The organism is Streptomyces sp. NPDC005878, from assembly GCF_040629815.1.
Classification (GTDB): Bacteria; Actinomycetota; Actinomycetes; order Streptomycetales; family Streptomycetaceae; genus Streptomyces.
Map to the genome: position 1 here is coordinate 193306 of NZ_JBEXWK010000010.1, position 22676 is coordinate 215981.

The 22676-nt window shown below is 70.0% G+C and carries 17 protein-coding genes; 11 read left to right on the forward strand and 6 right to left on the reverse strand.

Annotation, left to right across the window (positions count from 1 at the left end; translation table 11 throughout):
* Positions 1 to 77: 77 nt before the first annotated feature.
* Positions 78 to 2720 (reverse strand): transglycosylase domain-containing protein, encoded by a 2643-nt coding sequence (locus ABZ404_RS18150; RefSeq protein ID WP_358990545.1) that lies wholly within the window; start codon positions 2718 to 2720, stop codon positions 78 to 80.
* A 375-nt stretch (positions 2721 to 3095) separates the two neighbouring features.
* On the opposite strand from ABZ404_RS18150, the gene ABZ404_RS18155 reads away from it, so the two are divergent.
* The 4 genes from ABZ404_RS18155 (at position 3096) to ABZ404_RS18170 (ending at position 6873) form a co-directional block, all read left to right on the forward strand.
* Complete coding sequence (locus ABZ404_RS18155; RefSeq protein WP_188276669.1) at positions 3096 to 3779, forward strand: PadR family transcriptional regulator; 684 nt, start codon at positions 3096 to 3098, stop codon at positions 3777 to 3779.
* Between the two features lie 50 nt (positions 3780 to 3829).
* A complete protein-coding gene (locus tag ABZ404_RS18160; RefSeq protein WP_358833447.1) occupies positions 3830 to 4912 on the forward strand; it encodes an inositol-3-phosphate synthase in 1083 nt (360 codons plus the stop codon).
* Between the two features lie 80 nt (positions 4913 to 4992).
* Positions 4993 to 6246 carry an MFS transporter gene (locus tag ABZ404_RS18165; protein WP_358833448.1) on the forward strand — a complete coding sequence of 418 codons (1254 nt, stop codon included), beginning with the start codon at positions 4993 to 4995 and terminating at the stop codon, positions 6244 to 6246.
* Positions 6247 to 6354: 108 nt separating this feature from the next.
* Complete coding sequence (locus tag ABZ404_RS18170) at positions 6355 to 6873, forward strand: hypothetical protein (RefSeq protein WP_358833449.1); 519 nt, start codon at positions 6355 to 6357, stop codon at positions 6871 to 6873.
* Between the two features lie 168 nt (positions 6874 to 7041).
* On the opposite strand, the gene ABZ404_RS18175 is transcribed toward ABZ404_RS18170, so the two are convergent.
* Positions 7042 to 8484, reverse strand: a complete 1443-nt coding sequence (locus ABZ404_RS18175) for a CCA tRNA nucleotidyltransferase (RefSeq protein WP_358833450.1) — start codon at positions 8482 to 8484, stop codon at positions 7042 to 7044.
* Positions 8485 to 8724: 240 nt separating this feature from the next.
* On the opposite strand from ABZ404_RS18175, the gene ABZ404_RS18180 reads away from it, so the two are divergent.
* The 7 genes from ABZ404_RS18180 to trxA all read left to right on the forward strand — a co-directional run bounded on the left by ABZ404_RS18180 (position 8725) and on the right by trxA (position 18372).
* Complete coding sequence (locus ABZ404_RS18180; protein WP_358833451.1) at positions 8725 to 11055, forward strand: DUF6049 family protein; 2331 nt, start codon at positions 8725 to 8727, stop codon at positions 11053 to 11055.
* Between the two features lie 54 nt (positions 11056 to 11109).
* Positions 11110 to 13311: a murein biosynthesis integral membrane protein MurJ gene (gene murJ / locus ABZ404_RS18185; protein ID WP_358833452.1), complete on the forward strand. Its 2202-nt coding sequence runs from the start codon at positions 11110 to 11112 to the stop codon at positions 13309 to 13311.
* Between the two features lie 129 nt (positions 13312 to 13440).
* Entirely contained in the window at positions 13441 to 15168 is a 1728-nt protein-coding gene (locus ABZ404_RS18190) for a serine/threonine protein kinase (RefSeq protein WP_358833453.1), read from the forward strand.
* Positions 15169 to 15238: 70 nt separating this feature from the next.
* Positions 15239 to 15952: an RNA polymerase sigma factor SigM gene (gene sigM, locus ABZ404_RS18195; protein WP_358833454.1), complete on the forward strand. Its 714-nt coding sequence runs from the start codon at positions 15239 to 15241 to the stop codon at positions 15950 to 15952.
* Positions 15949 to 16920 carry a hypothetical protein gene (locus tag ABZ404_RS18200; protein ID WP_358833455.1) on the forward strand — a complete coding sequence of 324 codons (972 nt, stop codon included), beginning with the start codon at positions 15949 to 15951 and terminating at the stop codon, positions 16918 to 16920. The genes sigM and ABZ404_RS18200 overlap by 4 nt, the downstream gene beginning before the upstream one ends.
* 105 nt (positions 16921 to 17025) lie before the next feature.
* Positions 17026 to 17988: a thioredoxin-disulfide reductase gene (gene trxB, locus ABZ404_RS18205; protein ID WP_358833456.1), complete on the forward strand. Its 963-nt coding sequence runs from the start codon at positions 17026 to 17028 to the stop codon at positions 17986 to 17988.
* A gap of 51 nt (positions 17989 to 18039) precedes the next feature.
* A complete protein-coding gene (gene trxA, locus ABZ404_RS18210; protein WP_358833457.1) occupies positions 18040 to 18372 on the forward strand; it encodes a thioredoxin in 333 nt (110 codons plus the stop codon).
* Between the two features lie 105 nt (positions 18373 to 18477).
* Here the strand turns inward: trxA and ABZ404_RS18215 are convergent, their stop codons facing one another.
* The 4 genes from ABZ404_RS18215 to rsmG form a co-directional block, all read right to left on the reverse strand.
* Positions 18478 to 19095, reverse strand: coding sequence for a GNAT family N-acetyltransferase (locus tag ABZ404_RS18215; protein WP_358833458.1), 618 nt, complete (start codon positions 19093 to 19095; stop codon positions 18478 to 18480).
* A gap of 330 nt (positions 19096 to 19425) precedes the next feature.
* Positions 19426 to 20532 (reverse strand): ParB/RepB/Spo0J family partition protein, encoded by a 1107-nt coding sequence (locus ABZ404_RS18220; protein ID WP_358833459.1) that lies wholly within the window; start codon positions 20530 to 20532, stop codon positions 19426 to 19428.
* Positions 20529 to 21608, reverse strand: a complete 1080-nt coding sequence (locus tag ABZ404_RS18225; protein ID WP_358833460.1) for a ParA family protein — start codon at positions 21606 to 21608, stop codon at positions 20529 to 20531. Before ABZ404_RS18225 ends, ABZ404_RS18220 begins: the two co-directional genes overlap by 4 nt.
* Before the next feature lie 277 nt (positions 21609 to 21885).
* Positions 21886 to 22605 (reverse strand): 16S rRNA (guanine(527)-N(7))-methyltransferase RsmG, encoded by a 720-nt coding sequence (gene rsmG, locus ABZ404_RS18230; protein WP_358833461.1) that lies wholly within the window; start codon positions 22603 to 22605, stop codon positions 21886 to 21888.
* Between the last annotated feature and the right edge of the window lie 71 nt (positions 22606 to 22676).

Consider the following 22676-nt stretch of genomic DNA (forward strand, 5'->3'; position numbering starts at 1 on the left):
GATGTTTCACGTGAAACACCGCCCCTGGTTTCACGTGAAACATCGCCCCTGGCGTTCAGCCGCGTGCGCCGGGCCCGCTAGCCGTTGGGTCCCCCGAAGATGCTCCCCTGGGGGCCGCTGCCCGGTTTGGACTTACTGGGCGACGGGCTGCCGGAGGGCCCGCTGATGTCTCCGTTGGTAGCGCCCTGGTCCGTACCCGCGTCGGTGCCCGCGTCCGTGCCGCCGGGGCCGCCGCCGCCGGGGCCGCCGCAGTTCCAGTCCCACTTGCCACAGGACTTGCTGGGCTTCGGGGTCGGGCGGGGGGTCAGCGACGGAGAGGGCGAGGGGCTGGCGGAGGGCGACGGCGAGTCCGACGGCGACGGGGAGGGGGTCGGGCTGGGCGACATGCCGCCGCCGAACACCTTCTCGCCGATCGGCTCGGGCGTCGGGAAGTCGACGGCCGGTACCCCGTTCAGCGCCTGCTCCATGTAGTCGTGCCAGATGGTCGACGGGAAGGACGCACCGTGGATCTTCTTCTGGCCGCCCGTCCCGAACATCGGCAGGAATTCGCGCTTCTTGCTGCTCTCGTTGTCGTCGAGGCGGTACATGCTGACCGCGGTCGAGAGCTGAGACGTGTACCCCACGAACCACGCGGAGCGGTTCTCGTCGGTGGTACCGGTCTTGCCCGCCACGTCACGGCCGCTGAGCTTGGCGTTGGTGCCGGTGCCCTTCTCGACCACGTTCTTCAGGACGTCCGTCACGTTGTCGGCGACCGCCGCGGAGAAGGCGCGGGACGCCTTGTCCTCGTGCTTGTAGATGACGCCACCCCGGCGCATGACCTTCTCGACCGAGTAGGCGTCGTGGTGCATCCCGCTGGTGGCGAAGGTGGCGTAGGCGCCCGCCATCCGGATCGCGCTGGGGGAGGAGGTGCCGATGGAGAACGACGGCACGGTCGAGGACGCGAGGCTGTCCTTGCGGAGCCCCACCGCCAGGGCGACGTCCTTCACCTTGTCCGTGCCGACGTCCATGCCGAGCTGGACGTAGGGCGTGTTCGCCGACTCCTGCATCGCGTACCGCAGATCGATCGCGTAGCTCGGCGGGTTGTACGACTGGTTGCCGTCGTTCGTCTGCTTCCAGGGATCGCCGTTCTCGTTGGTCCAGACACTCCCGTCGTAGTTCTTGATCTTCAGCTTGTTCATGCCGCTGTAGATGCTCTTCGGGGAGACCGGAGTGCGCTGCGACTCGCCCTGGTCCTTGGGACCCTTCGGGTCGCGCTTGCCGTACTCCATGGCGGCGGCCAGGACCAACGGCTTGAAGGTCGAGCCGACCTGCGCACCGGTCTGGTCGGCGTTGTTGGTGAAGTGCTTCGTCGCGTCCTCACCGCCGTAGATCGCCTTGATGGCGCCGGTCTTGTTGTCCACGGAGGCGGCACCGAACTGGACGAAGGTGTCGAGCGTCGGCCGCTTCTTCGTGTCGAGGTTCTCCTTGCGGACCTTCTTCACGACCCCTTCGAGCGCCTGGACCTTCTTCTTGTCGAAGGTCGTGTGGATCTCGTAGCCGCCCTTGTCCAGGTCGCTGGCGGTGATGCCCTGGGTGTTGTTGTTGACGAAGTACGCCTTGGAGAGGCTGACCAGATAGCCGATCTGCCCGCTGAGCTGCGCGTTCTTCTTGGGCTTGTCGGGCATCGGGAAGGTCTTGTACTTCGCCCGCTCCGCCGCGGTCAGATGGCCGTCCTTCACCTCCTCGTCGAGGATCCAGGTCCACCGGTTCATGGCGTTCTTGGTGTTCTGCTGCGGGGTGGCCGCCGGGTCGATCTCGGTGGCGCCGGCGGGGTCGAAGTAGGTGGCGCCCTTGAGCAGCGAGGCGAGGAACGCGCACTGGCTCGGATCGAGGTCCTTGGCGTCCTTGCTGTAGTACGTACGGGCCGCCGCCTGCAGGCCGTAGGCACCGCGTCCGTAGTACGCGGTGTTCAGGTAGCCCGCCATGATCTCGCTCTTCTTCTTGGTCGCGCCGACCTTGATGGAGATGAAGAGCTCTTTGAACTTACGGGTCAGGGTCTGCGACTGGTCGTCGAGGCGGGCGTTCTTCACGTACTGCTGGGTGATCGTGGAGCCACCCTGGGTGTGGCCGCCCTTGGCCATGTTCACCAGGGCGCGCGCGATGCCCTGGGGGTCGACGCCGGAGTCCGTCTCGAAGGTCTTGTTCTCCGCCGAGATCACCGCGTACCGCATGGCGGCCGGGATCTTCTCGTAGGCGATGATCTGGCGGTTGACCTCGCCACCGGTCGCGACCATCTGGGACCCGTCGGCCCAGTAGTAGACGTTGTTCTCGGCCTGGGCCGCCTGGGCCACGTTCGGGACGCTGACCGTCCAGTAGGCGATGCCGATCGCGATCACCAGGGTGCCGAGGAAGCCCAGGCACAGCCCGCTGACCAGCTTCCACGAGGGCGTCCAGCGCCGCCACCCGTGCTTGCCGCGGCGCGGGTAGTCGATGAAGCGCTTCTTCCCGGGCCCCCGGTCGCCGGGACCCGGTCCGCCGCGGCGCCCGGACCGCTGGGCGGCCCGTCGCGCCTCGGCTCGCCCACCGGCCTGCCGCTGCTCTCCGTACGCGCCGGAGGGGGACTCCGTGACGGAGTCCCGGGCGGAAGGCGCGCGGCGGCCGGACGGCTGCTGGGCAGCCCGCCGGGCCGCCGCGCGGCCCCCGCCTTGCGACTCCGGCGGTTTGCGACGGTGCTCGCTCATCGAACGACTACTCCTCGGGCAGGCGAGAGCGCCTGGAAGCGACTGGTGAGTTCCGGTCCCCCCGACAGACGGACCGGCCCTGCGCCGGGCCCGTCCGCCGTGCACCCGGTATGCCGATGGCGCGGTACGCGCCGACGCCCCCTGACGTCACTCGGCTCCCGGTGGTCTGCATGCCGCACAGACTACGCACGGTCAAAACCAGCCAGGGGCCGAAGTTCACCCCAAATCAGGCAACTTGCTTCCGATGAATTGACGATGTGACGCCGTTCACGATGCCCCCCCTTGTCGCAGGCGCTCCGCCGTTCTATCGTCAGGATGTATCGAGTCGATACATCAGCACGGCATAAAGGTCCGCGGCGGCAGAGGAGGCGAAGGGTGAGCAGACGCTCCGGCATCCTCGAATTCGCCGTTCTCGGCCTGCTTCGCGAGGCCCCGATGCACGGGTACGAGCTGCGCAAGCGGCTCAACACCTCACTGGGGATCTTCCGGGCCTTCAGTTACGGGACCCTCTACCCCTGCCTCAAGACGCTGGTCGCGAGCGGCTGGTTGATCGAGGAACCGGGCAGCGCTCCCGAGGACGCTCTCGCCGCTTCACTCGCAGGGCGCCGGGCCAAGATCGTCTACCGGTTGACGGCCGAGGGGAAGGAGCATTTCGAAGAACTGCTCTCCCACACCGGTCCCGACACCTGGGAGGACGAGCACTTCGCGGCACGTTTCGCCTTTTTCGGGCAGACGGAGCGCGAGGTGCGGATGCGCGTGCTGGAAGGTCGTCGCAGCCGGCTGGAGGAGCGTCTCGAGAAGATGCGCGCCTCCCTGGCCCGTACGCGCGAGCGCCTGGACGACTACACGCTTGAGCTGCAGCGGCACGGCATGGAGTCCGTGGAGCGCGAAGTGCGCTGGCTGAACGAGCTCATCGAGAGCGAGCGGGCGGGGCGGGATCAGCGATCCGGCCCGGCCACCGGCTCCGCTCAGCAGGACCACACATCAGGAGAGACGGGCGGCCTGCCCCGGCATCGGGACAGCACCCGGCCGGATCCGTCCGAGGACACCGCCAACTGAAGGCCCTGCGTCCGCAGGACTTCGTCGAGAACACACAGGGAGCAACCGGAATGGGTTCGGTTCGCGTAGCCATCGTCGGTGTAGGAAACTGCGCCGCCTCGCTGGTGCAGGGCGTCGAGTACTACAAGGACGCCGACCCGGCCGGCAAGGTGCCGGGTCTGATGCACGTCCAGTTCGGCGACTACCACGTCAAGGACGTGGAGTTCGTGGCCGCGTTCGACGTGGACGCCAAGAAGGTCGGCCTCGACCTCGCGGACGCCATCGGCGCCAGCGAGAACAACACCATCAAGATCTGCGACGTCCCGAACAAGGGCGTCACGGTCCAGCGTGGACACACCCACGACGGCCTGGGCAAGTACTACCGCCAGACCATCGAGGAGTCCGCCGAGGCCCCGGTCGACGTGGTCCAGGTCCTCAAGGACAAGCAGGTCGACGTTCTGGTCTGCTACCTCCCCGTGGGTTCCGAGGTCGCCGCGAAGTTCTACGCGCAGTGCGCCATCGACGCCAAGGTCGCGTTCGTCAACGCCCTTCCGGTCTTCATCGCCGGCACCAAGGAGTGGGCGGACAAGTTCACCGAGGCGGGCGTCCCGATCGTCGGCGACGACATCAAGTCCCAGGTCGGCGCCACCATCACGCACCGCGTCATGGCGAAGCTCTTCGAGGACCGCGGTGTCCGCCTGGAGCGCACCATGCAGCTGAACGTCGGCGGCAACATGGACTTCAAGAACATGCTCGAGCGTGAGCGCCTGGAGTCCAAGAAGATCTCGAAGACGCAGGCCGTCACCTCGCAGATCCGCGACCGCGAGCTGGGCGACAACAACGTCCACATCGGTCCCTCGGACTACGTGGCGTGGCTGGACGACCGCAAGTGGGCGTACGTGCGCCTCGAGGGCCGCGCCTTCGGTGACGTCCCGCTGAACCTCGAGTACAAGCTCGAGGTGTGGGACTCCCCGAACTCCGCGGGTGTCATCATCGACGCCGTGCGCGCCGCGAAGATCGCCAAGGACCGCGGCATCGGCGGCCCGATCCTCTCCGCGTCCTCGTACTTCATGAAGTCCCCGCCGGTGCAGTACTTCGACGACGAGGCCTACGAGAACGTCGAGAAGTTCATCAAGGGCGAGGTCGAGCGCTAAGTCGCTGCTACCGTCCGACTGTTGAGGGTCCCTGCGCCATGCCGGCGCGGGGGCCCTCCGCGTGTGTGACGCTTGCCCCCATGTCCGTCGTGCGTGATCTGCGCGTACTCCTGCGCCTGAGGAACTTCCGGCATCTGCTGGCCGTACGACTGCTGTCCCAGGCGTCGGACGGCGTCTACCAGGTCGCGCTCGCCACCCACGTCGTCTTCTCCCCCGAGAAGCAGACCTCGCCCGCGGCGATCGCCTCGGCCATGGCCGTGCTCCTGCTGCCCTATTCCGTCGTCGGCCCGTTCGCGGGCGTCCTGCTCGACCGCTGGCAGCGGCGCCAGGTCTTCCTCCACGGCAATCTGCTGCGGGCCCTGCTGGCCGGCTGCACCGCGCTGCTGCTGCTCGCCTCCGCGCCCGACGTGCTCTTCTACGCCTCCGCCCTCTGCGTCACGGCCGTCAACCGCTTCGTCCTGGCGGGGCTCTCGGCCGCACTGCCCCGCGTCGTGGACGAGGAGCGGCTGGTGATGGCCAACTCCCTCTCCCCGACCGCCGGAACGCTTGCCGCGACCGCGGGCGGCGGGCTTGCCTTCTGCGTACGGCTGGTGGTGCCGGTGGACGCCGCCGTCGTGCTGCTGGGCTCGCTCCTCTATCTGGCCGCTGCCCTGTGGTCGCTGCGGCTGCCGCCCGGGCTGCTGGGACCCGACCCGGACGTGGCACCGCCCGGGTTCGGCGCCGCGATCGGGACGACGGCGCGCGGACTCGCCGAGGGGCTGCGCCACGTGAGGGAGCGCCGGGCGGCCGCGCGCGTCCTGGCCGCGATGACGCTGATGCGCTTCTGCTACGGGGCGCTGACCGTACTGGTGCTGATGCTCTGCCGGTACGCCTGGGCCGACGGCACCTCGGACGGGCTGGCGCTGCTGGGGCTGGCCGTGGGCGTCTCCGGCGCGGGGTTCTTCGCGGCGGCCGTGGTGACGCCGGGGGCGGTGGCACGGCTGGGGCCGGTCCGGTGGATGGCGGTGTGCGCGGGGACGGCGGCGGTCCTGGAGCCCGCCCTCGGGCTGGCGTTCGCCCGCGGCCCCGTGCTGGTGGCCGCGTTCGTCCTGGGTCTCGTCACCCAGGGCGCGAAGATCTCCACGGACACCGTGGTGCAGTCCTCGGTCGACGACGCCTACCGCGGCCGGGTCTTCTCCCTGTACGACGTGCTCTTCAACGTCGCCTTCGTCGGCGCCGCGGCGGTTGCCGCGCTGATGCTGCCGCCTGACGGGAGGTCGGCGCCCCTGGTGGTCACGGTCTCCCTGGTCTACGCGGTGGTAGCGGTGTTTATGACCCGCTTTCAGCGCGGCTGAGTGTCACATCAGGGCCACAGAGTCCTTGCCGATGACGGGGATGTCAGCCGGGCCAGCTACCTTACGGGCGTCCTACATCATCTGTTTTCACCAAGGGGGAACCCCCACGTGTCCACTCCGCCGCCCCAGGGCCAGAACCCGTACGCGCCGCAGCCCAACGCTCCCTACGGACAGCCCCAGGGTGCAGCCCCGTACGGACAGCCGCAGGGCGGCGCACCGTACGGCCAGCCGGGTCAGCCGGGAGTCCCGCCGCAGCAGTCGCCCTACTTCAACCAGGACGGGATACCCCACGCGCCCGCGCCCGTCCCGCCGCGTCGCCGCAACATCAAGAAGATCGTCCGCATCGTCGTCATCGTCGGTGTCCTGAGCGCCGCGCTCGCGGCCTGGTACTCCAGCCGGCACGACGCCGACACCGCCAAGGTCGGCGACTGCATGAGCATCGGCAACCCCGACTCCACGACGAACCCGGACCTGAAGGTCGTGGACTGCGGCGACTCCAAGGCCAAGTTCAAGGTCGTGCAGAAGAAGGACGACGCCAGCGGCTGCGACACCACCAAGTACTCGCAGTACACGCAGAGGGGTGGCAGCAAGGACTTCACCCTCTGCCTGGAGAACTACAAGAAGTAGTCCCGGCGGCGGGCGAGGGGCGGTGTTTCACGTGAAACACCGCCCCTCGGCGTATCCGGACGCTCGATGTTTCACGTGAAACAGTGCGCGGGTTCCACGTGGGGGCACGGCCGGTGTTTCACGTGAAACCACGGCGCATGTTTCACGTGAAACATGGCACGGGCCGGCTCAGTTCTGCCCGGCCCACCACTCCTTGAGCGCCGCGACGGCCGCTTCGTGCTCCATCGGCCCGTTCTCCAGGCGCAGCTCCAGCATGTGCTTGTACGCCTGGCCGATCGCCGGACCGGGCCCGATACCCAGGATCTCCTGGATCTGGTTGCCGTCGAGGTCCGGGCGGATCGAGTCGAGCTCCTCCTGCTCCTGGAGCTGCGCGATCCGCTCCTCCAGCCCGTCATAGGCCCGCGACAGCGCGGTCGCCTTGCGCTTGTTGCGCGTGGTGCAGTCCGAGCGGGTCAGCTTGTGCAGCCGGTCCAGGAGCGGCCCGCCGTCGCGTACGTAACGGCGCACCGCGGAGTCGGTCCACTCGCCCGTGCCGTAGCCGTGGAAGCGCAGATGCAGCTCCACCAGGCGCGAGACGTCCTTGACCATGTCGTTGGAGTACTTCAGCGCGGTCATGCGCTTCTTGGTCATCTTCGCGCCGACCACCTCGTGGTGGTGGAAGGAGACCCGGCCGTCCTGCTCGAACCGGCGCGTCCTGGGCTTGCCGATGTCGTGCAGCAGCGCGGCGAGGCGCAGCACCAGGTCCGGCCCGTCCTCCTCCAGGGCGATGGCCTGGTCCAGGACCGTGAGCGAGTGCTCGTAGACGTCCTTGTGCCGGTGGTGCTCGTCGCTCTCCAGCCGCAGCGCGGGCAGCTCGGGCAGCACATGGTCGGCGAGGCCCGTCTCCACGAGCAGCCGCAGGCCCTTGCGGGGGTGCGCCGAGATCAGCAGCTTGTTCAGCTCGTCCCGTACGCGCTCGGCGGAGACGATCTCGATCCGCTCCGCCATCGCCGTCATCGCGGCGACCACGTCGGGCGCCACCTCGAAGTCGAGCTGTGCCGCGAAACGGGCGGCCCGCATCATGCGCAGCGGATCGTCGGAGAAGGACTCCTCCGGGGTCCCGGGGGTGCGCAGGACACGCTCCGCCAGGTCCTCCAGACCGCCGTGCGGGTCGACGAACTCCTTCTCGGGGAGCGCCACGGCCATCGCGTTGACGGTGAAGTCACGGCGGACCAGGTCCTCCTCGATGGAGTCGCCGTAGGACACCTCGGGCTTGCGCGAGGTGCGGTCGTACGCCTCGGAGCGGTACGTCGTGACCTCGATCTGGTAGCCGTCCTTCTGGCAGCCGACCGTGCCGAACGCGATCCCGACCTCCCAGACCGCGTCCGCCCACGGGCGGACGATCCTCAGCACCGCCTCGGGGCGGGCGTCGGTCGTGAAGTCCAGGTCGTTGCCGAGCCGGCCAAGGAGCGCGTCCCGCACCGAGCCGCCGACCAGGGCGAGCGAGAATCCGGCCTCCTGGAAGCGGCGGGCAAGATCGTCGGCGACCGGGGAGACCCGCAGCAGTTCGCTGACCGCGCGGCGCTGCACCTGGCTCAGGGCGCTGGGATTGTCTTCATTGGCGTTCGGCACAACAAAAGAGGGTACGTGCCCGGCCGACCCGGGGCGTCACCGTTTCCGCCCGCCCCCGCCCTCACCGGCTCGCGGGGTCCACGGAGCCCCGGGAGGCCGCCCCACCAGGCTCCCTGGCACACTCTTCCGATCATGTGGAGCAGTCCACGGCACTTCGCCACAGTCCACCTCGTTACCATGCGTGGACGCAGGAATCGACAACCACCGACACAGCTGACGACGACGAGGGACGGGCGACGCGTGGCCGAGGCGGCAGATTCTCAGGGGATGGGCCCCTCTCCTGCCCGCCGATGGTTGCGCCGCACAGCGGCGCTGCTCGTCGGCGCCCCCCTGATAGCCGGTCTGCTGTCCGGTACGGCCGCCACCACGGCGGCCCACGCCACCGCGGCGGCCGTACCGCACAAGGTGCCGCTCTCGCGCACGGTCCAGGTGACGCTCGACTCGATGGCCCCCAGCGCCCCCGTCAAGAGCGACACGCTGACGATCTCCGGCACGGTCACCAACACCGGCAGGCAGGCCGTCACCAGCGCCCATGTGGGTCTGCGGGTGGGCCAGCGGCTCAACGGCAGGACCGGCATCGACGAGGCCGCCCAGCGCGGCGGTGTCTCGCCGGGTCTGGACGGGGTGGAGGTCGACAAGTACACGGTCAAGTTCCCGAAGCTGGCCCCCGGGATCAGCCGTGACTTCACGCTCTCCGTGCCGGTGGCCAAGCTGGGCCTGGACGGCGACGGCGTCTACGCGCTGGGCGTCTCCGTCTCCGGGCAGACGGCGAGCCAGCCGTACGAGCAGGTCCTGGGCAGCCAGCGGACCTTCCTGCCGTGGCAGCCCGAGGCCGTCGACGGCAAGAAGTCGCAGCTCACCTACTTGTGGCCGCTGATGTCGTCCACCCACCTCACCGCCCAGACGGGCTCGGACGAGCAGCAGACGCCGGTTTTCGCCGACGACGAGCTGGCCGCGGAGCTCGCGCCCGGCGGTCGGCTGGAGCGGATGGTCGCGCTCGGCGACGAGCTGCCGGTCACCTGGGTGATCGACCCCGATCTGCTCGCCACCGTCGACGCGATGACCCGCAACTACCGGGTCAAGTCCGGCGACACCGACGTGCCCGGCTCCAACCAGGACGTCGCCAAGGAGTGGCTGGGCAAGCTGGAGGACGCGGTCCAGGGCCAGAAGGTCGTCGCCCTGCCGTTCGCCGACCCGGACCTCGCCTCGCTCGCCCACCGCGGCAAGGACGTCTCGGGCTCGCTGAGCCACCTCCAGGGCGCCACCGAGGTGGCCGAGAAGACCGTGGAGACCATCCTCCACGTGACGCCCTCGGTCGACTTCGCCTGGCCGGTGCAGGGCGCGGTCGACCCCTCCATCGTCGACGTGGCCACCTCGGCGGGCGCCCACAACGTGATCGCCCGCAGCGACAGCCTCCGCGAGACCGGCGGCCTCGCCTACTCGCCCTCGGCCGCCCGGCCCATCGGCGGCGGCACCACGGCCGTGGTCTCCGACGCCCGCCTCTCCACCGCGTTCGAGGGCGACATGTCCAGGGCCGGCACGTCCACGCTTGCCGTCCAGGAGTTCCTCGCCCAGACCCTGGCGATCACGCTCCAGGACACCGAGAAGCAGCGCAGCATCGTCGTCGCCCCGCAGCGGATGCCGTCCGCCAGCCAGGCCCAGACGATGGCGAGCGCCGTCCGCGCCCTGAGCGCGCAGCGCTGGACCCAGCCCCTCGACCTCACCGCCGCCGCCTCGGTCAAGCCGGACGCGCGCGCCACCGCCCGGGTGCCGTCCTCCTCCTCGTACCCCAGCTCGCTGCGCAGGCAGGAGCTGCCGGTGCAGGCGTTCCAGGACATGAAGAGCACCCAGGGCACCCTGGACAAGTTCCGAGTGGTCCTGACCGCCCCCGACCGCGTGGTCACGCCTTTCGGCAACGCCATCAACCGCGAGATGTCGACCTCCTGGCGCGACGACCGCGAAGGGGCCGTGATCTACCGGGCGGGGGTGCAGAGCTATCTCGACGGCCTCACCGGCGAGGTGCGGCTCATCCAGAAGTCCACGGCCACCATGTCGGGGCGCAGCGCCACGCTCGCCGTCACCGTGCAGAACCAGCTGGTCCAGCCCGTGGGCAACCTGGTGCTGCGCCTGGAGCCGAGCAACCCCTCCCGCCTCAAGGTGACCACCAACGAGGACGCCAACGGCGGGCAGCCGGTCAAGATCGACGGCGGCCACAGCCAGTCGGTGAAGTTCACCGCCACGGCGAACGCCAACGGCCCCGTACAGGTGACCGCCCGGCTCTACACGCAGGACGGCACGCCGTACGGCGATCCGATGGAGTTCACGGTCAAGGTCTCCGAGATCACCCCGACCGTGATGCTGGTGATCGCGGGCGGCGTCCTGCTGCTCGTCCTCGCGGGCATCAGGATGTACACCCACCGCAAGCGGTCGACGGCCCTGAAGGAGACCGGCGAGGCGGACGCGGCGGAGGCGGCCGACGGTGACGATCCCGGGCAGCCGAGTGACCCGACACCGGACACCGGTCCGGAAAGCGGGGCCTCGCCCGGCACGGGTGAGAAAGTGGAGCATTGAGCTATCGCAATGCACCGCGGCCGGCCAGGCCGGGGACGACGAGGTGGGGTAACCATGAACGCGCCGTACGACGGTGACCGCGGGCAGGGCGCGGGCGGCGGCTCCGCGTCCTCCGGGAACACGCCCCCGGTGCCCCCCTACGCCGAGCAGGTGCCGCCGGTGCCTCCCTACGGCGAGCAGGTGCCCCCGCAGCAGCCCGCGCCCGACCCGTACTTCCAGGACGCCTACGGAAACGATCCGTACCGGGCGCAGGATCTGTACGCCCAGGATCCGGTGACCGAGGCGCTGTACGACCGCGCCGCGCACCCGCCGCCGCCCCCGGGCACCTACGCGGAGCCGCAGCCGCTCTACCAGCAGCCGCCCGCGCAGCAGTACGCGCCGGACCCCCGGATCTGGGCCCAGACCCCGCCGCCCGAGCCGGACGGCCCCTCGCGCCATCTGCCGTACGGCGACACGGCCGGCACCACGCAGTTCGTGGGCGTCGACGACCTGGTCACCCAGGCGGGCGAGGAGCCGCCCGAGCAGGACGCCTTCGCGCACCTCTACCGCGACCAGCAGGGCTCAGGACCGGCCCCGGCCTCCCCGGAGCCCGAGCCGCTGCCCGCCACGCCGCAGCAGAAGTCCGGTGGCCGCGCCTCCGGGCTGCTCAAGTCGAGCGCGGTCATGGCCGCGGGCACGCTGGTGTCGCGGCTGACCGGCTTCGTCCGCAGCCTGGTGATCACGGCAGCGCTGGGCACCTCGGTGCTGGGTGACACCTACACCATCGCCTACACCCTGCCGACGATGATCTACATCCTCACCGTCGGCGGCGGCCTCAACTCGGTCTTCGTCCCGCAGCTGGTGCGGTCGATGAAGGACGACGAGGACGGCGGCGAGGCGTACGCCAACCGGCTGCTGACCCTCGTCATGGTGGCGCTCGGCGCCATCGTCGCCATCGTCGTCTTCGCGGCCCCGCTGCTGATCAAGCTGATGTCGGGGACCATCTCCGACGACACGGCCGCCAACAGCGTCGCCGTCTCCTTCGCCCGCTACTGCCTGCCCACGATCTTCTTCATGGGTGTGCACGTGGTGATGGGACAGATCCTCAACGCCCGCGGCAAGTTCGGCGCGATGATGTGGACCCCGGTCCTCAACAACATCGTCATGATCGGCACGTTCGGCCTGTTCATCGGGGTGTACGGCACCTTCGGCGAGACCAGGATGGGCGTCCAGACGATCCCGCCGGAGGGCATCCGCCTGCTGGGCATCGGCACCCTGCTCGGCCTGGTCGTCCAGGCGCTGGCGATGATCCCGTACCTGCGGGAGACCGGCTTCCGCTTCCGTCCGCGCTTCGACTGGAAGGGCCACGGCCTGGGCAAGACGGTCCACCTCGCCAAGTGGACCGTGCTGTTCGTCCTCGCCAACCAGGCCGGTGTGCTCGTCGTGACCCAGCTCGCCACCGCGGCCGGCAAGGCCTCCGGAGAGCACGGAGCCGGCTTCCTCGCCTACTCCAACGCCCAGCTGATCTGGGGCATGCCGCAGGCGATCATCACGGTCTCGGTGATGGCGGCCCTGCTGCCGCGCATCTCCCGCGCCGCGCACGACGACGACCCGGGCGCGGTCCGCGACGACATCTCGCAGGGCCTGCGCAACTCGGCCGTCGCGATCGTCCCGGTCTCGTTCATGTTCCTCGCGCTCGGCGTCCCGATGTGCACCCTGCTGTACTCCACCAGCGGCCTCGAGGCCGGCCGGACCATGGGCTTCATCCTCATGGCGTTCGCGCTGGGCCTCATCCCGTACTCGGTCCAGTACGTCGTCCTGCGCGGCTTCTACGCGTACGAGGACACGCGGACGCCGTTCTACAACACGGTCATCGTGGCGGCGGTCAACGCCGCCGCCTCGGCCGCCTGCTACGTCGTCCTGCCCGCCCAGTGGGCGGTCGTGGGCATGGCGGGCGCCTATGGTCTGGCCTACGCCGTCGGCGTGGGGGTCGCCTGGCGCCGACTGCGCAACCGGCTCGGCGGCGACCTGGACGGGGCGCGCGTGCTGCGTACGTACGCCAGGCTCTCCCTGGCGGCCGTACCGGCGGCGGTGGTCGGCGGCGCGCTCGGCTTCGTCGTCCTCAAGGCCGTCGGCCAGGGGGCGCTCGGCTCGCTGGCCGCGCTCGTGGTGGGCGGGGCGGCCCTGCTCCTGGTCTTCTTCGTCGCGGCGAAGAAGATGCGGATCGAGGAGCTCAACTCCATGGTCGGAATGGTGCGCGGGCGCCTCGGACGCTGAGTGCGGCAGCCCGCGCACAACCATCGTCCGCCGCCGCGTGTCGTGCATAGCGCCGGACTGTGGGCACAATTGGCAGGACTTTGCATGGCTGGCCGACAGCACGCAACGGATGGGGAGGCAGGAACGACGGTGGCGGAACGTAGCACGGCTGCCGTCGACGTGGCCGACAACAGCGGCGACAACCCGCTGACCGCCAAGGCGGACGGGGCCACGACCGACGGGGTGGCGGAATCCATCGACACGGCAGACACAGCGGAGCAGGGCACCGGCGACACGGGCGGTGAACGAAAGCCCGCCGAGCCCTCCATCGCCACACCGGAGCTGCACAGCGGCCACAAGCTCGCCAGACGCTATCGGCTCGAAGAGTGCGTCACCCGTCTGGACGGTTTCAGCAGTTGGAGGGCGGTCGACGAAAAGCTCCGCCGCGCCGTCGGCGTCCATCTGCTCCCGGCGGACCATCCGCGGGCGCGTTCCGTCCTCGCGGCCGCCCGTTCGTCCGCCCTCCTGGGGGATCCGCGCTTCGTCCAGGTCCTGGACGCCGTGGAGGAGAACGACCTCGTCTACGTGGTCCACGAGTGGCTGCCGGACGCCACGGAGCTGACGGCGCTCCTCGCCGCCGGCCCGCTGGAGCCGCACGACGCCTACCAGCTGGTCACCCAGGTGTCCCAGGCCATGGCCGCGGCCCACCGCGAGGGCCTCGCCCATCTGCGGCTGACCCCCGGCGCGGTCCTGCGGACCTCCTCGGGCCAGTACCGCATCCGCGGGCTCGCGGTGAACGCCGCGCTGCGGGGCATCACCTCCGACACGCCCCAGCGCACCGACACCGAGGCGATCGGCGCCCTGCTGTACGCCTCGCTGACCCAGCGCTGGCCGTACGACAGCGACGCCTACGGCCTGCACGGCCTGCCCAAGGGCGTCGGTCTCATCGCTCCCGACCAGGTGCGCGCGGGCGTCCACCGCGGCCTGTCCGAGCTCGCCATGCGGGCGCTGGTCAACGACGGTGCCACCGCCTCGCGCCAGGAGCCGGCCTGCACCACGCCGGACGAGCTGGTCAAGGCCGTCTCGGCGATGCCGCGCATCCGGCCGCCGGAGCCCGCCTTCACCGCGCCGCCCGAGTACCAGCGCACCACCTACCAGCAGGGCACCTACGGCCGCCCGCCCGCGGGCCCGCACCCTGCTGTCACCCAGGTCGTGCCCGCTCCGCCGCCCGCCCTCCAGGGGCGTACCGGCAAGGCGATCAAGTGGGCCGTCTCGGCGCTGCTGATCGCCGCGCTCGGCCTGGGCAGCTGGCAGCTCGCGGACTCGCTCCTGAGCCACGAGAAGGGCTCCGGCGAGTCCGGGACGACCCAGCAGCCGAACAAGAGCGAGGGCGACAAGCCGAAGGCGCCGATGCCGCTGCGCATCCAGGGCGCCCAGGAGTACGCCCCGGACGGCAAGCCGCAGAACGCCAAGGACGTGGGCAACACCTACGACGGTGACACCTCCACGTACTGGCGCTCCAAGAGCTACGTCGGCGGCCCCAGGCTCGCCCCCTTCAAGCAGGGCATCGGCATCGTCTACGACCTCGGGTCCGAGAAGGACGTCTCGACGGCCTCGATAGGGCTCCGGTACGAGGGCGACCACACGACGCTGACGCTCTACGCGGTCAACTCCCTGTCGCCGAGCACGCCGGTCGACTCCATGAAGCAGATCGCCACCACGACGACGAGCGGCACCTCCGCCGCTCTCAAGGCGAAGAAGCCGGTCAAGACCCGCTATGTCCTTCTGTGGATCACGGCGGCGCCCTACGCTGCCACCGACGAGTTCAGCGGTTCCGGTTTCAAGCAGGCCATAACGGACGTCAAGTTCACCGGCTGACCCTGCCGGGCCCGGTTCGGCGAACCGGGCCCGGCAGGGATATCCGACAGCGCGGGGAGGGGGCTCATCGTTGGACGACGCCGCGTACGGCGACACGAGCGACCAGGATCTCCTGGCACGCCATGTCGACGGTGACGCCGACGCCTTCGGCGAGCTGGTCCGTCGCCACCGGGACAGACTCTGGGCGGTCGCCCTGCGGACGCTGGGCGACCGCGAGGAGGCCGCCGACGCCGTCCAGGACGCCCTCGTGTCCGCCTACCGGGCCGCCCACACCTTCCGCGGCCAGTCGGCCGTGACGACCTGGCTGCACCGGATCACCGTGAACGCCTGCCTGGACCGGGCCCGCAAGGCCGCGTCCCGCAAGACCTCGCCGGTCGACGACGCGGAACGCCTGGAGCTGCTCCTGGAGCCCCATGAGTCGGCCGAGGCCCCCGCGGAGCGCCAGGACCTCCAGCGGCAGCTGGTGAAGGCCCTGGGGACGCTCCCGGCGGAACAGCGCGCGGCCCTGGTCCTCGTCGACATGCAGGGCTACCCGGTGGCCGAGGCGGCGCAGATCCTCGACGTGCCCGTCGGCACGGTCAAGAGCCGCTGCGCCCGGGGCCGGGCGCGGCTGCAACCCCTGCTCGGCCACCTGCGCGGTGATACGGACGACACCGGGGATAGCCAGGACGGTGGTGGGGGAAGGAACCGGACGCCGGGGACATCCGTCCCACCTGCGTCGGGACAAAGGGATGCGGGACCGCAAGATCCTGCAGCTGTGAAGGGCGGAGGTGGGCGCACGTGACATCCACGGCCGACATGACTCAGCACCCGGACGTCTCGGAGATCTCCGACCTCCACGAGGGCCTGCTGCCCCCCTCCCGGGCCGCCGCCGTGCGCCGGCACCTGGACGGCTGCGCCCTCTGCGCCGACGTCCACGCCTCCCTGACGGAGATCCGCGAACTCCTCGGCACCCTGCCCGGACCGCCGCGTATGCCCGCCGACATCGCGGGACGGATCGACGCGGCCCTGGCCGCCGAGGCGCTCCTCGACGCCACGGCGCCCACCGGGACGCCCGTTCCCGTCGGGGCGACGGCGGTGTCTCCCTCCATGAGCGAGTCCCCCGGGGCGGAGACGGGCGACGGCGCGGCGCGTGTTTCACGTGAAACATCGCTCGGCGGCGACCCGGCAGAGGTTCCCGCCGCGGACCGGCCGGCCGGGCATCCCAGGGCCGCCACCGGACCGGGCCGAAGGCGCACCCCCCGGCGGCGGCGCAACGCGGTGCTCGGAGCCGTCTTCGGTGCCGCGGCGCTCGGCGTGGGTGTCCTCCTCGTACAGACGTGGCAGTCCTCGGACGGCTCCCAGGCCGACAAGTCCGTCACCGCCTCACCCCGGGCGGACGGGCCCGACCTCTCCGCCGCCTCCCTCGCCGGGCAGGTGCGGACCCTGCTGTCCTCCCAGCCGGCCGGGCAGAGCGACGGGACCTCTCCGTCCGGCAAGAAGCCCGGTCTCGGGGTGACATCGGACTCACCGAAGCTCGCCACCGAGGTCTCCGTGCCGACGTGCGTCCAGGCCGGCACCGGCCGCAGCGCACAGGCCCCGCTCGCCGCGGAGACCGGTGACTACCGGGGGACCCGGGCGTACCTGGTCGTCTTCCCGCACCCCACGGACGCCTCGCAGGTCCAGGCGTACGTCGTCGACGCGGCCTGCGAGAGCGCGGGACCCGACGCCAAGGGCAAGCTGCTGCTGACCCACGTCTATCCCCGTCGGTGAGACGCTCCGGGAATGCTCGCCCCGTAGGATCCGTTGGGTGGGGTGAGAGTCCTGGACCGGGCCCCGGTAGGCAGTAGGCAGTCCGCAGAGACGAGGAAGAAACCCGTGAGCGACGTCCGTAACGTGATCATCATTGGCTCCGGGCCGGCCGGCTACACGGCCGCGCTCTACACCGCGCGTGCGTCGCTTCAGCCGCTGGTGTTCGAGGGCGCCGTCACCGCCGGCGGTGCGCTGATGAACACCACCGAGGTGGAGAACTTCCCCGGCTTCCGTGACGGCATCATGGGCCCCGACCTCATGGACAACATGCGGGCGCAGGCCGAGCGCTTCGGCGCCGAGCTCGTTCCGGACGACATCGTGGCCGTCGACCTCAGCGGCGAGATCAAGACCGTCACGGACACCGCCGGCACCGTCCACCGCGCCAAGGCCGTGATCGTCACGACCGGCTCCCAGCACCGCAAGCTCGGGCTGCCGAACGAGGACAAGCTCTCGGGCCGCGGTGTCTCGTGGTGTGCCACCTGCGACGGGTTCTTCTTCAAGGACCAGGACATCGCCGTGGTCGGCGGCGGCGACACCGCGATGGAGGAGGCGACCTTCCTCTCGCGCTTCGCCAAGTCGGTCACCATCGTCCACCGCCGGGACAGCCTGCGCGCCTCCAAGGCGATGCAGGAGCGTGCCTTCGCCGACCCGAAGATCAAGTTCGCCTGGGACAGCGAGGTCGCCGAGATCCACGGCGACCAGAAGCTCTCGCACCTGACCCTGCGCAACACCAAGACGGGCGAGACCTCCGAGCTCGCGGTGACCGGCCTCTTCATCGCCGTCGGCCACGACCCGCGCACCGAGCTCTTCAAGGGCCAGCTCGACCTGGACGACGAGGGCTACCTCAAGGTCGCCGCGCCGTCCACCCGCACCAACCTGACCGGTGTCTTCGGCGCCGGTGACGTGGTGGACCACACCTACCGCCAGGCGATCACCGCCGCCGGTACGGGCTGCTCCGCCGCTCTCGACGCCGAGCGCTTCCTGGCCGCGCTCGCCGACGGCGAGAAGGCCGGCGCGACCGCCGTCTGACCCCCCGCCCTTCCTCCCACCCCCTCACCCACACCCCGCAAGGAGGCTGCCGTGGCCGGCACCCTGAAGAACGTGACCGACGCCGACTTCGATGAGGTCGTCCTCAAGAGCGACAAGCCCGTCCTCGTCGACTTCTGGGCGGCGTGGTGCGGCCCGTGCCGTCAGATCGCTCCGTCCCTGGAGGCCATCGCGGAGGAGCACGGCGACCGGATCGAGATCGTCAAGCTCAACATCGACGAGAACCCGCAAACCGCCGCCAAGTACGGCGTGATGTCCATCCCGACCCTGAACGTCTACCAGGGTGGCGAGGTGGCCAAGACGATCGTCGGCGCCAAGCCGAAGGCCGCTCTGCTGCGCGACCTCGACGGCTTCATCGGCGAGTAAGTGGCGGCCGTTGTTTCACGTGAAACAACGGAGACGGGCCCGGTCCCCTCGGGGGTCGGGCCCGTTCGCTTTTCCGGGAGCCGTGGGGCTCCGCGGGGGCGGCTTCTACAGGGGCCGCAGGGCGGGTTCCTTCTGGACCGCTCCCAGCAGCCGGTCCAGCGCCAGTTCGACGTCTTCCTTCCAGGAAAGCGTCGTCCTCAGCTCCAGCCGCAGCCGGGGATACCGGGGATGCGGCCGTACGGTCTTGAAGCCCACCGCCAGCAGGTGGTCGGCGGGGAGCACACAAGCGGATTCGCTCCAGCGGGCGTCCCCGAACGCCTCGATGGCCTTGAAGCCCCGGCGCAGCAGGTCCTTGGCGACCGTCTGCACGATCACTCTCCCGAGCCCCTGCCCCTGGTACTCCGGCATGATCCACGCCGTGATCAGCTGCACCGCGTCGGGAGAGACCGGGCTGGTGGGGAAGGCGGTGGAGCGCGGTACATAGGCGGGCGGAGCGTAGAGGACGTAGCCCACCGGCACGTCGTCGACATAGACGACCCGGCCGCAGGAGCCCCACTCCAGGAGCACCGCCGAGATCCAGGCTTCCTTCTCCAGCTCGGGCGTGCCCGCCTTTATCGCTGCCTCTCCGCTGACCGGGTCGAGTTCCCAGAAGACACAGGCGCGACAGCGCTGGGGAAGGTCCGGAAGGTTGTCCAGCGTGAGCGGTACAAGCCGACGCCCCATGAAGGGTGTTCCTCGCTTCCCTCGCCTGCCGCCCCCTGGGCGGCTGCCAGTGCACTCCGCTCCCGGAGGAGACTGCCGACGAAACCACCGAACGCCCCGAGGCCCAGCCCCGCCGTCACCAGTCGGGTACGGCTCACCGTTCGCATGGCGCTCCGCCCTCCCTCCGAAGTGGCCCAAGGTGGATGTGCCATACCAGAACGCATCGTATCCACCCCCTGTCGGTGCGGATACCGCGCAACAGCAAAGGGCGGGCTGTGTTCCCGTATGCATCGGAACACAGCCCGCCTTCAACGACAACTGCCCTGGCCGAGCAGTGAGGAGATCACCGGCTCAGGCTTCGTCGCCCTCTTCGGACTCCTCGGCGAGGCTCTTGTCGAGGACCCGCCCCTCGCCCGGGGCGAGGGTGCCCAGGATCCGCTCCAGATCGTCTATCGACGCGAACTCGACGACGATCTTTCCCTTCTTCTGACCGAGGTCGACCTTGACCCGTGTCTCGAAGCGGTCCGAGAGCCGGGAGGCCAGATCGGAGAGCGCCGGCGAGAGCCGGGCCCCGGCACGCGGGCCCTTCGCCTTGGCGGCGCTCTTGGGCTCCGAGTTCAGCAGGGTGACGATCTCCTCGACCGCCCGCACCGAGAGCCCCTCGGCCACGATGCGGTGCGCCAGCCGGTCCTGCTCCTCGGAGTCGTCCACGGAGAGCAGCGCCCGGGCGTGGCCCGCCGAGAGCACCCCGGCCGCCACCCGGCGCTGCACCGGCGGGGAGAGCCGCAGCAGACGCAGGGTGTTGGAGACCTGCGGACGGGACCGGCCGATGCGGTCCGCCAGCTGGTCATGGGTGCACGCGAAGTCCCTCAGCAGCTGGTCGTAGGCCGCCGCCTCTTCCAGAGGGTTGAGCTGGGAGCGGTGCAGGTTCTCCAGGAGGGCGTCCAGGAGCAGCTTGTCGTCGTCGGTGTCCCGCACGATCGACGGGATCCGCTCCAGCCCCGCCTCACGGCAGGCCCGCCAGCGCCGCTCGCCCATGATGAGCTCGAAGCGCTCGGACGACAGCTGGCGAACGACGACGGGCTGGAGCAGCCCGACTTCCTTGATGGAGGTGATGAGTTCGGCGAGGGCGTCCTCGTCGAACACCTCACGCGGCTGGCGCGGGTTGGGCGTGATCGAGTCCAGCGGCAGCTCCGCGAAGTACGCCCCCGCGGGCGCCTTCAGCTGCGGCGCCGCGGGCTCGGGCGCCTGGACCGGCACCGGTGTTTCACGTGAAACAGGCGGCGCCGCGAGCGTGGCCACCTTCGCCGCCGCCACCCCGCGCTCGGCGGTCAGTACCGGTACCGCCGCCGGGGACGTGGATGCCGTCCCCACCGAAGGCACGGCCTGCTTCTCCTGCGGGGCGGCCGGGATCAGCGCACCGAGCCCGCGTCCCAGACCTCTACGTCGCTCACTCACTGGATCCCCTCCGACATGCTGTGCTGGTTGTTCTGAGTGCCCGCGGGGATGTGCGTCGTCGGGTCGTAGTTGATGCCGACCCCGCGCAGTGCGATCTCGCGGGCGGCTTCGAGATACGAGAGCGAGCCGCTGGAGCCCGGGTCATAGGTGAGCACCGTCTGGCCGTAGCTCGGGGCCTCCGAGATACGGACCGAACGCGGGATGCTCGTGCGCAGGACCTCGTGGCCGAAGTGGCTGCGCACCTCGTCCGCCACCTGGGAGGCGAGCCTGGTCCTGCCGTCGTACATGGTGAGCAGGATCGTCGAGACGTGCAGGGCGGGGTTGAGATGCCCGCGCACCAGATCGACGTTCCGCAGCAGCTGGCCCAGTCCCTCCAGCGCGTAGTACTCGCACTGGATGGGAATGAGAACCTCCGCACCGGCAACAAGAGCGTTGACGGTGAGGAGTCCCAGGGAAGGCGGGCAGTCGATCAGGATGTAGTCCAGCGGCTGCTCGTACGCCTGGATGGCGCGCTGCAGCCGGCTCTCCCGTGCCACCAAAGAGACCAGCTCGATCTCCGCGCCGGCCAGGTCGATCGTGGCCGGTGCGCAGAAGAGACCCTCCACGTCCCGGACGGGCTGGACGACCTCGGAGAGCGGCCTACTGTCCACCAGGACGTCATAGATCGAGGGAACCTCGGCGTGATGGTCTATCCCCAGCGCCGTGGAGGCATTGCCTTGCGGGTCGAGGTCGACCACCAGGACCCGGGCACCGTGCAGCGCCAGGGAAGCGGCGAGGTTGACCGTGGTCGTGGTCTTCCCGACGCCGCCCTTCTGGTTGGCGACCACCATGATGCGTGTCTGATCAGGCCGGGGCAGGCCCTCGCCGGCGCGGCCGAGAGCTTCCACCGCTAGCTGGGCAGCACGACCGATGGGGGTGTCGTCCATCGGGGGCGGTGTTTCACGTGAAACATCCTCCCCCGGCGACTCGGTACGGGGACCGGGGACCGGGTCGGTCATCGGTCCCGCGATGTTGGCGTCGGACCGCAAGGATTCACTCTCCTCGACTTCAGGCTCGCAATGCACAGAGCCTGCCATGCTTTCGGGGTCGTGAACCAGCGAGGCCCGTTGTTCTGTGGATGAATCCACCGTTGTGGACAACTCCGTAGCCCGTGAAGGGGACTCCGGGGCCCCGACCAAGGGCTTGCGGTCGCGCGGCGCGGCATTACGGCCGCGGCTGATGATTCCATGCAGCAAAGAGCGACGTTTCACGTGAAACACGATGCACGCGCCCTGCGATCAGATGGTCACGACACTCCGAAATGCGTACGTATCGCACCTTCTATGGAGCATCCGCCCCCGGGCGGGCCCCCGGTCAGCGGCGGCGCCTGGTGCGGCCGGTCCTGGCGGCCTTGGCGCGCTTCGCGGCGAACCGCACCCCGCCCGGGCTCTCCCCGACCTCGACGCGTACGACCGTGGACAGCGGGTCCACGACGCCCTCGCCGACGTGCAGCACTGAGGTGTTCACCACACCGAGCTTGCTCAGCGCGGCCCGCGCACCGAGGATCTCCTCCTCGGCGGTGTCGCCCTTGAGCGCCAGCATCTCGCCGTAGGGGCGCAGCAGCGGCACACCCCACCCGGCCAGCCGGTCCAGCGGGGCCACCGCACGGGCCGTGACCACGTGCACCGGCTGCACCTTGCCCAGCATCTCCTCGGCGCGGCCGCGCACCACGGTCACATGGTCCAGCCCCAGCAGCTCCACGACCTCCTGGAGGAAGTTGGTTCGCCGCAGCAGCGGCTCCAGGAGCGTGATCTTCAGATCCGGGCGCACCAGCGCCAGCGGGATACCGGGCAGACCGGCACCGGAGCCGACATCGCAGACCGTGACGCCCTCCGGAACGACCTCGGAGAGCACGGCGCAATTGAGCAGATGGCGCTCCCAGAGGCGGGGCACCTCCCGCGGGCCGATCAGACCGCGCTTGACTCCCGCGTCCGCGAGCAGCTCGGCGTACCGGACGGCTTCCGGGAAGTACTCGCCGAATACCGTGCGCGCCTCTTCGGGCGGCTGGGGAAGCTCTGCTGCTGCCTCCGTCACGGGGGACCGTCCTTCCGTACCGCGCTTCCCGCGCTGGGGTGGCTGACTATCAGGCTGACAAAGATCGGCCC

Bases quoted from the DNA above. Each gene is read 5' to 3' on its own strand.
- ABZ404_RS18165 (WP_358833448.1), top strand. From the start codon at position 4,993: ATGTCCGTCGTGCGTGATCTGCGCGTACTCCTGCGCCTGAGGAACTTC.
- ABZ404_RS18215 (WP_358833458.1), bottom strand. From the start codon at position 19,095: ATGGGGCGTCGGCTTGTACCGCTCACGCTGGACAACCTTCCGGACCTT.
- murJ (WP_358833452.1), top strand. From the start codon at position 11,110: ATGAACGCGCCGTACGACGGTGACCGCGGGCAGGGCGCGGGCGGCGGC.
- ABZ404_RS18160 (WP_358833447.1), top strand. From the start codon at position 3,830: ATGGGTTCGGTTCGCGTAGCCATCGTCGGTGTAGGAAACTGCGCCGCC.
- ABZ404_RS18150 (WP_358990545.1), bottom strand. From the start codon at position 2,720: ATGAGCGAGCACCGTCGCAAACCGCCGGAGTCGCAAGGCGGGGGCCGC.
- ABZ404_RS18225 (WP_358833460.1), bottom strand. From the start codon at position 21,608: ATGGCAGGCTCTGTGCATTGCGAGCCTGAAGTCGAGGAGAGTGAATCC.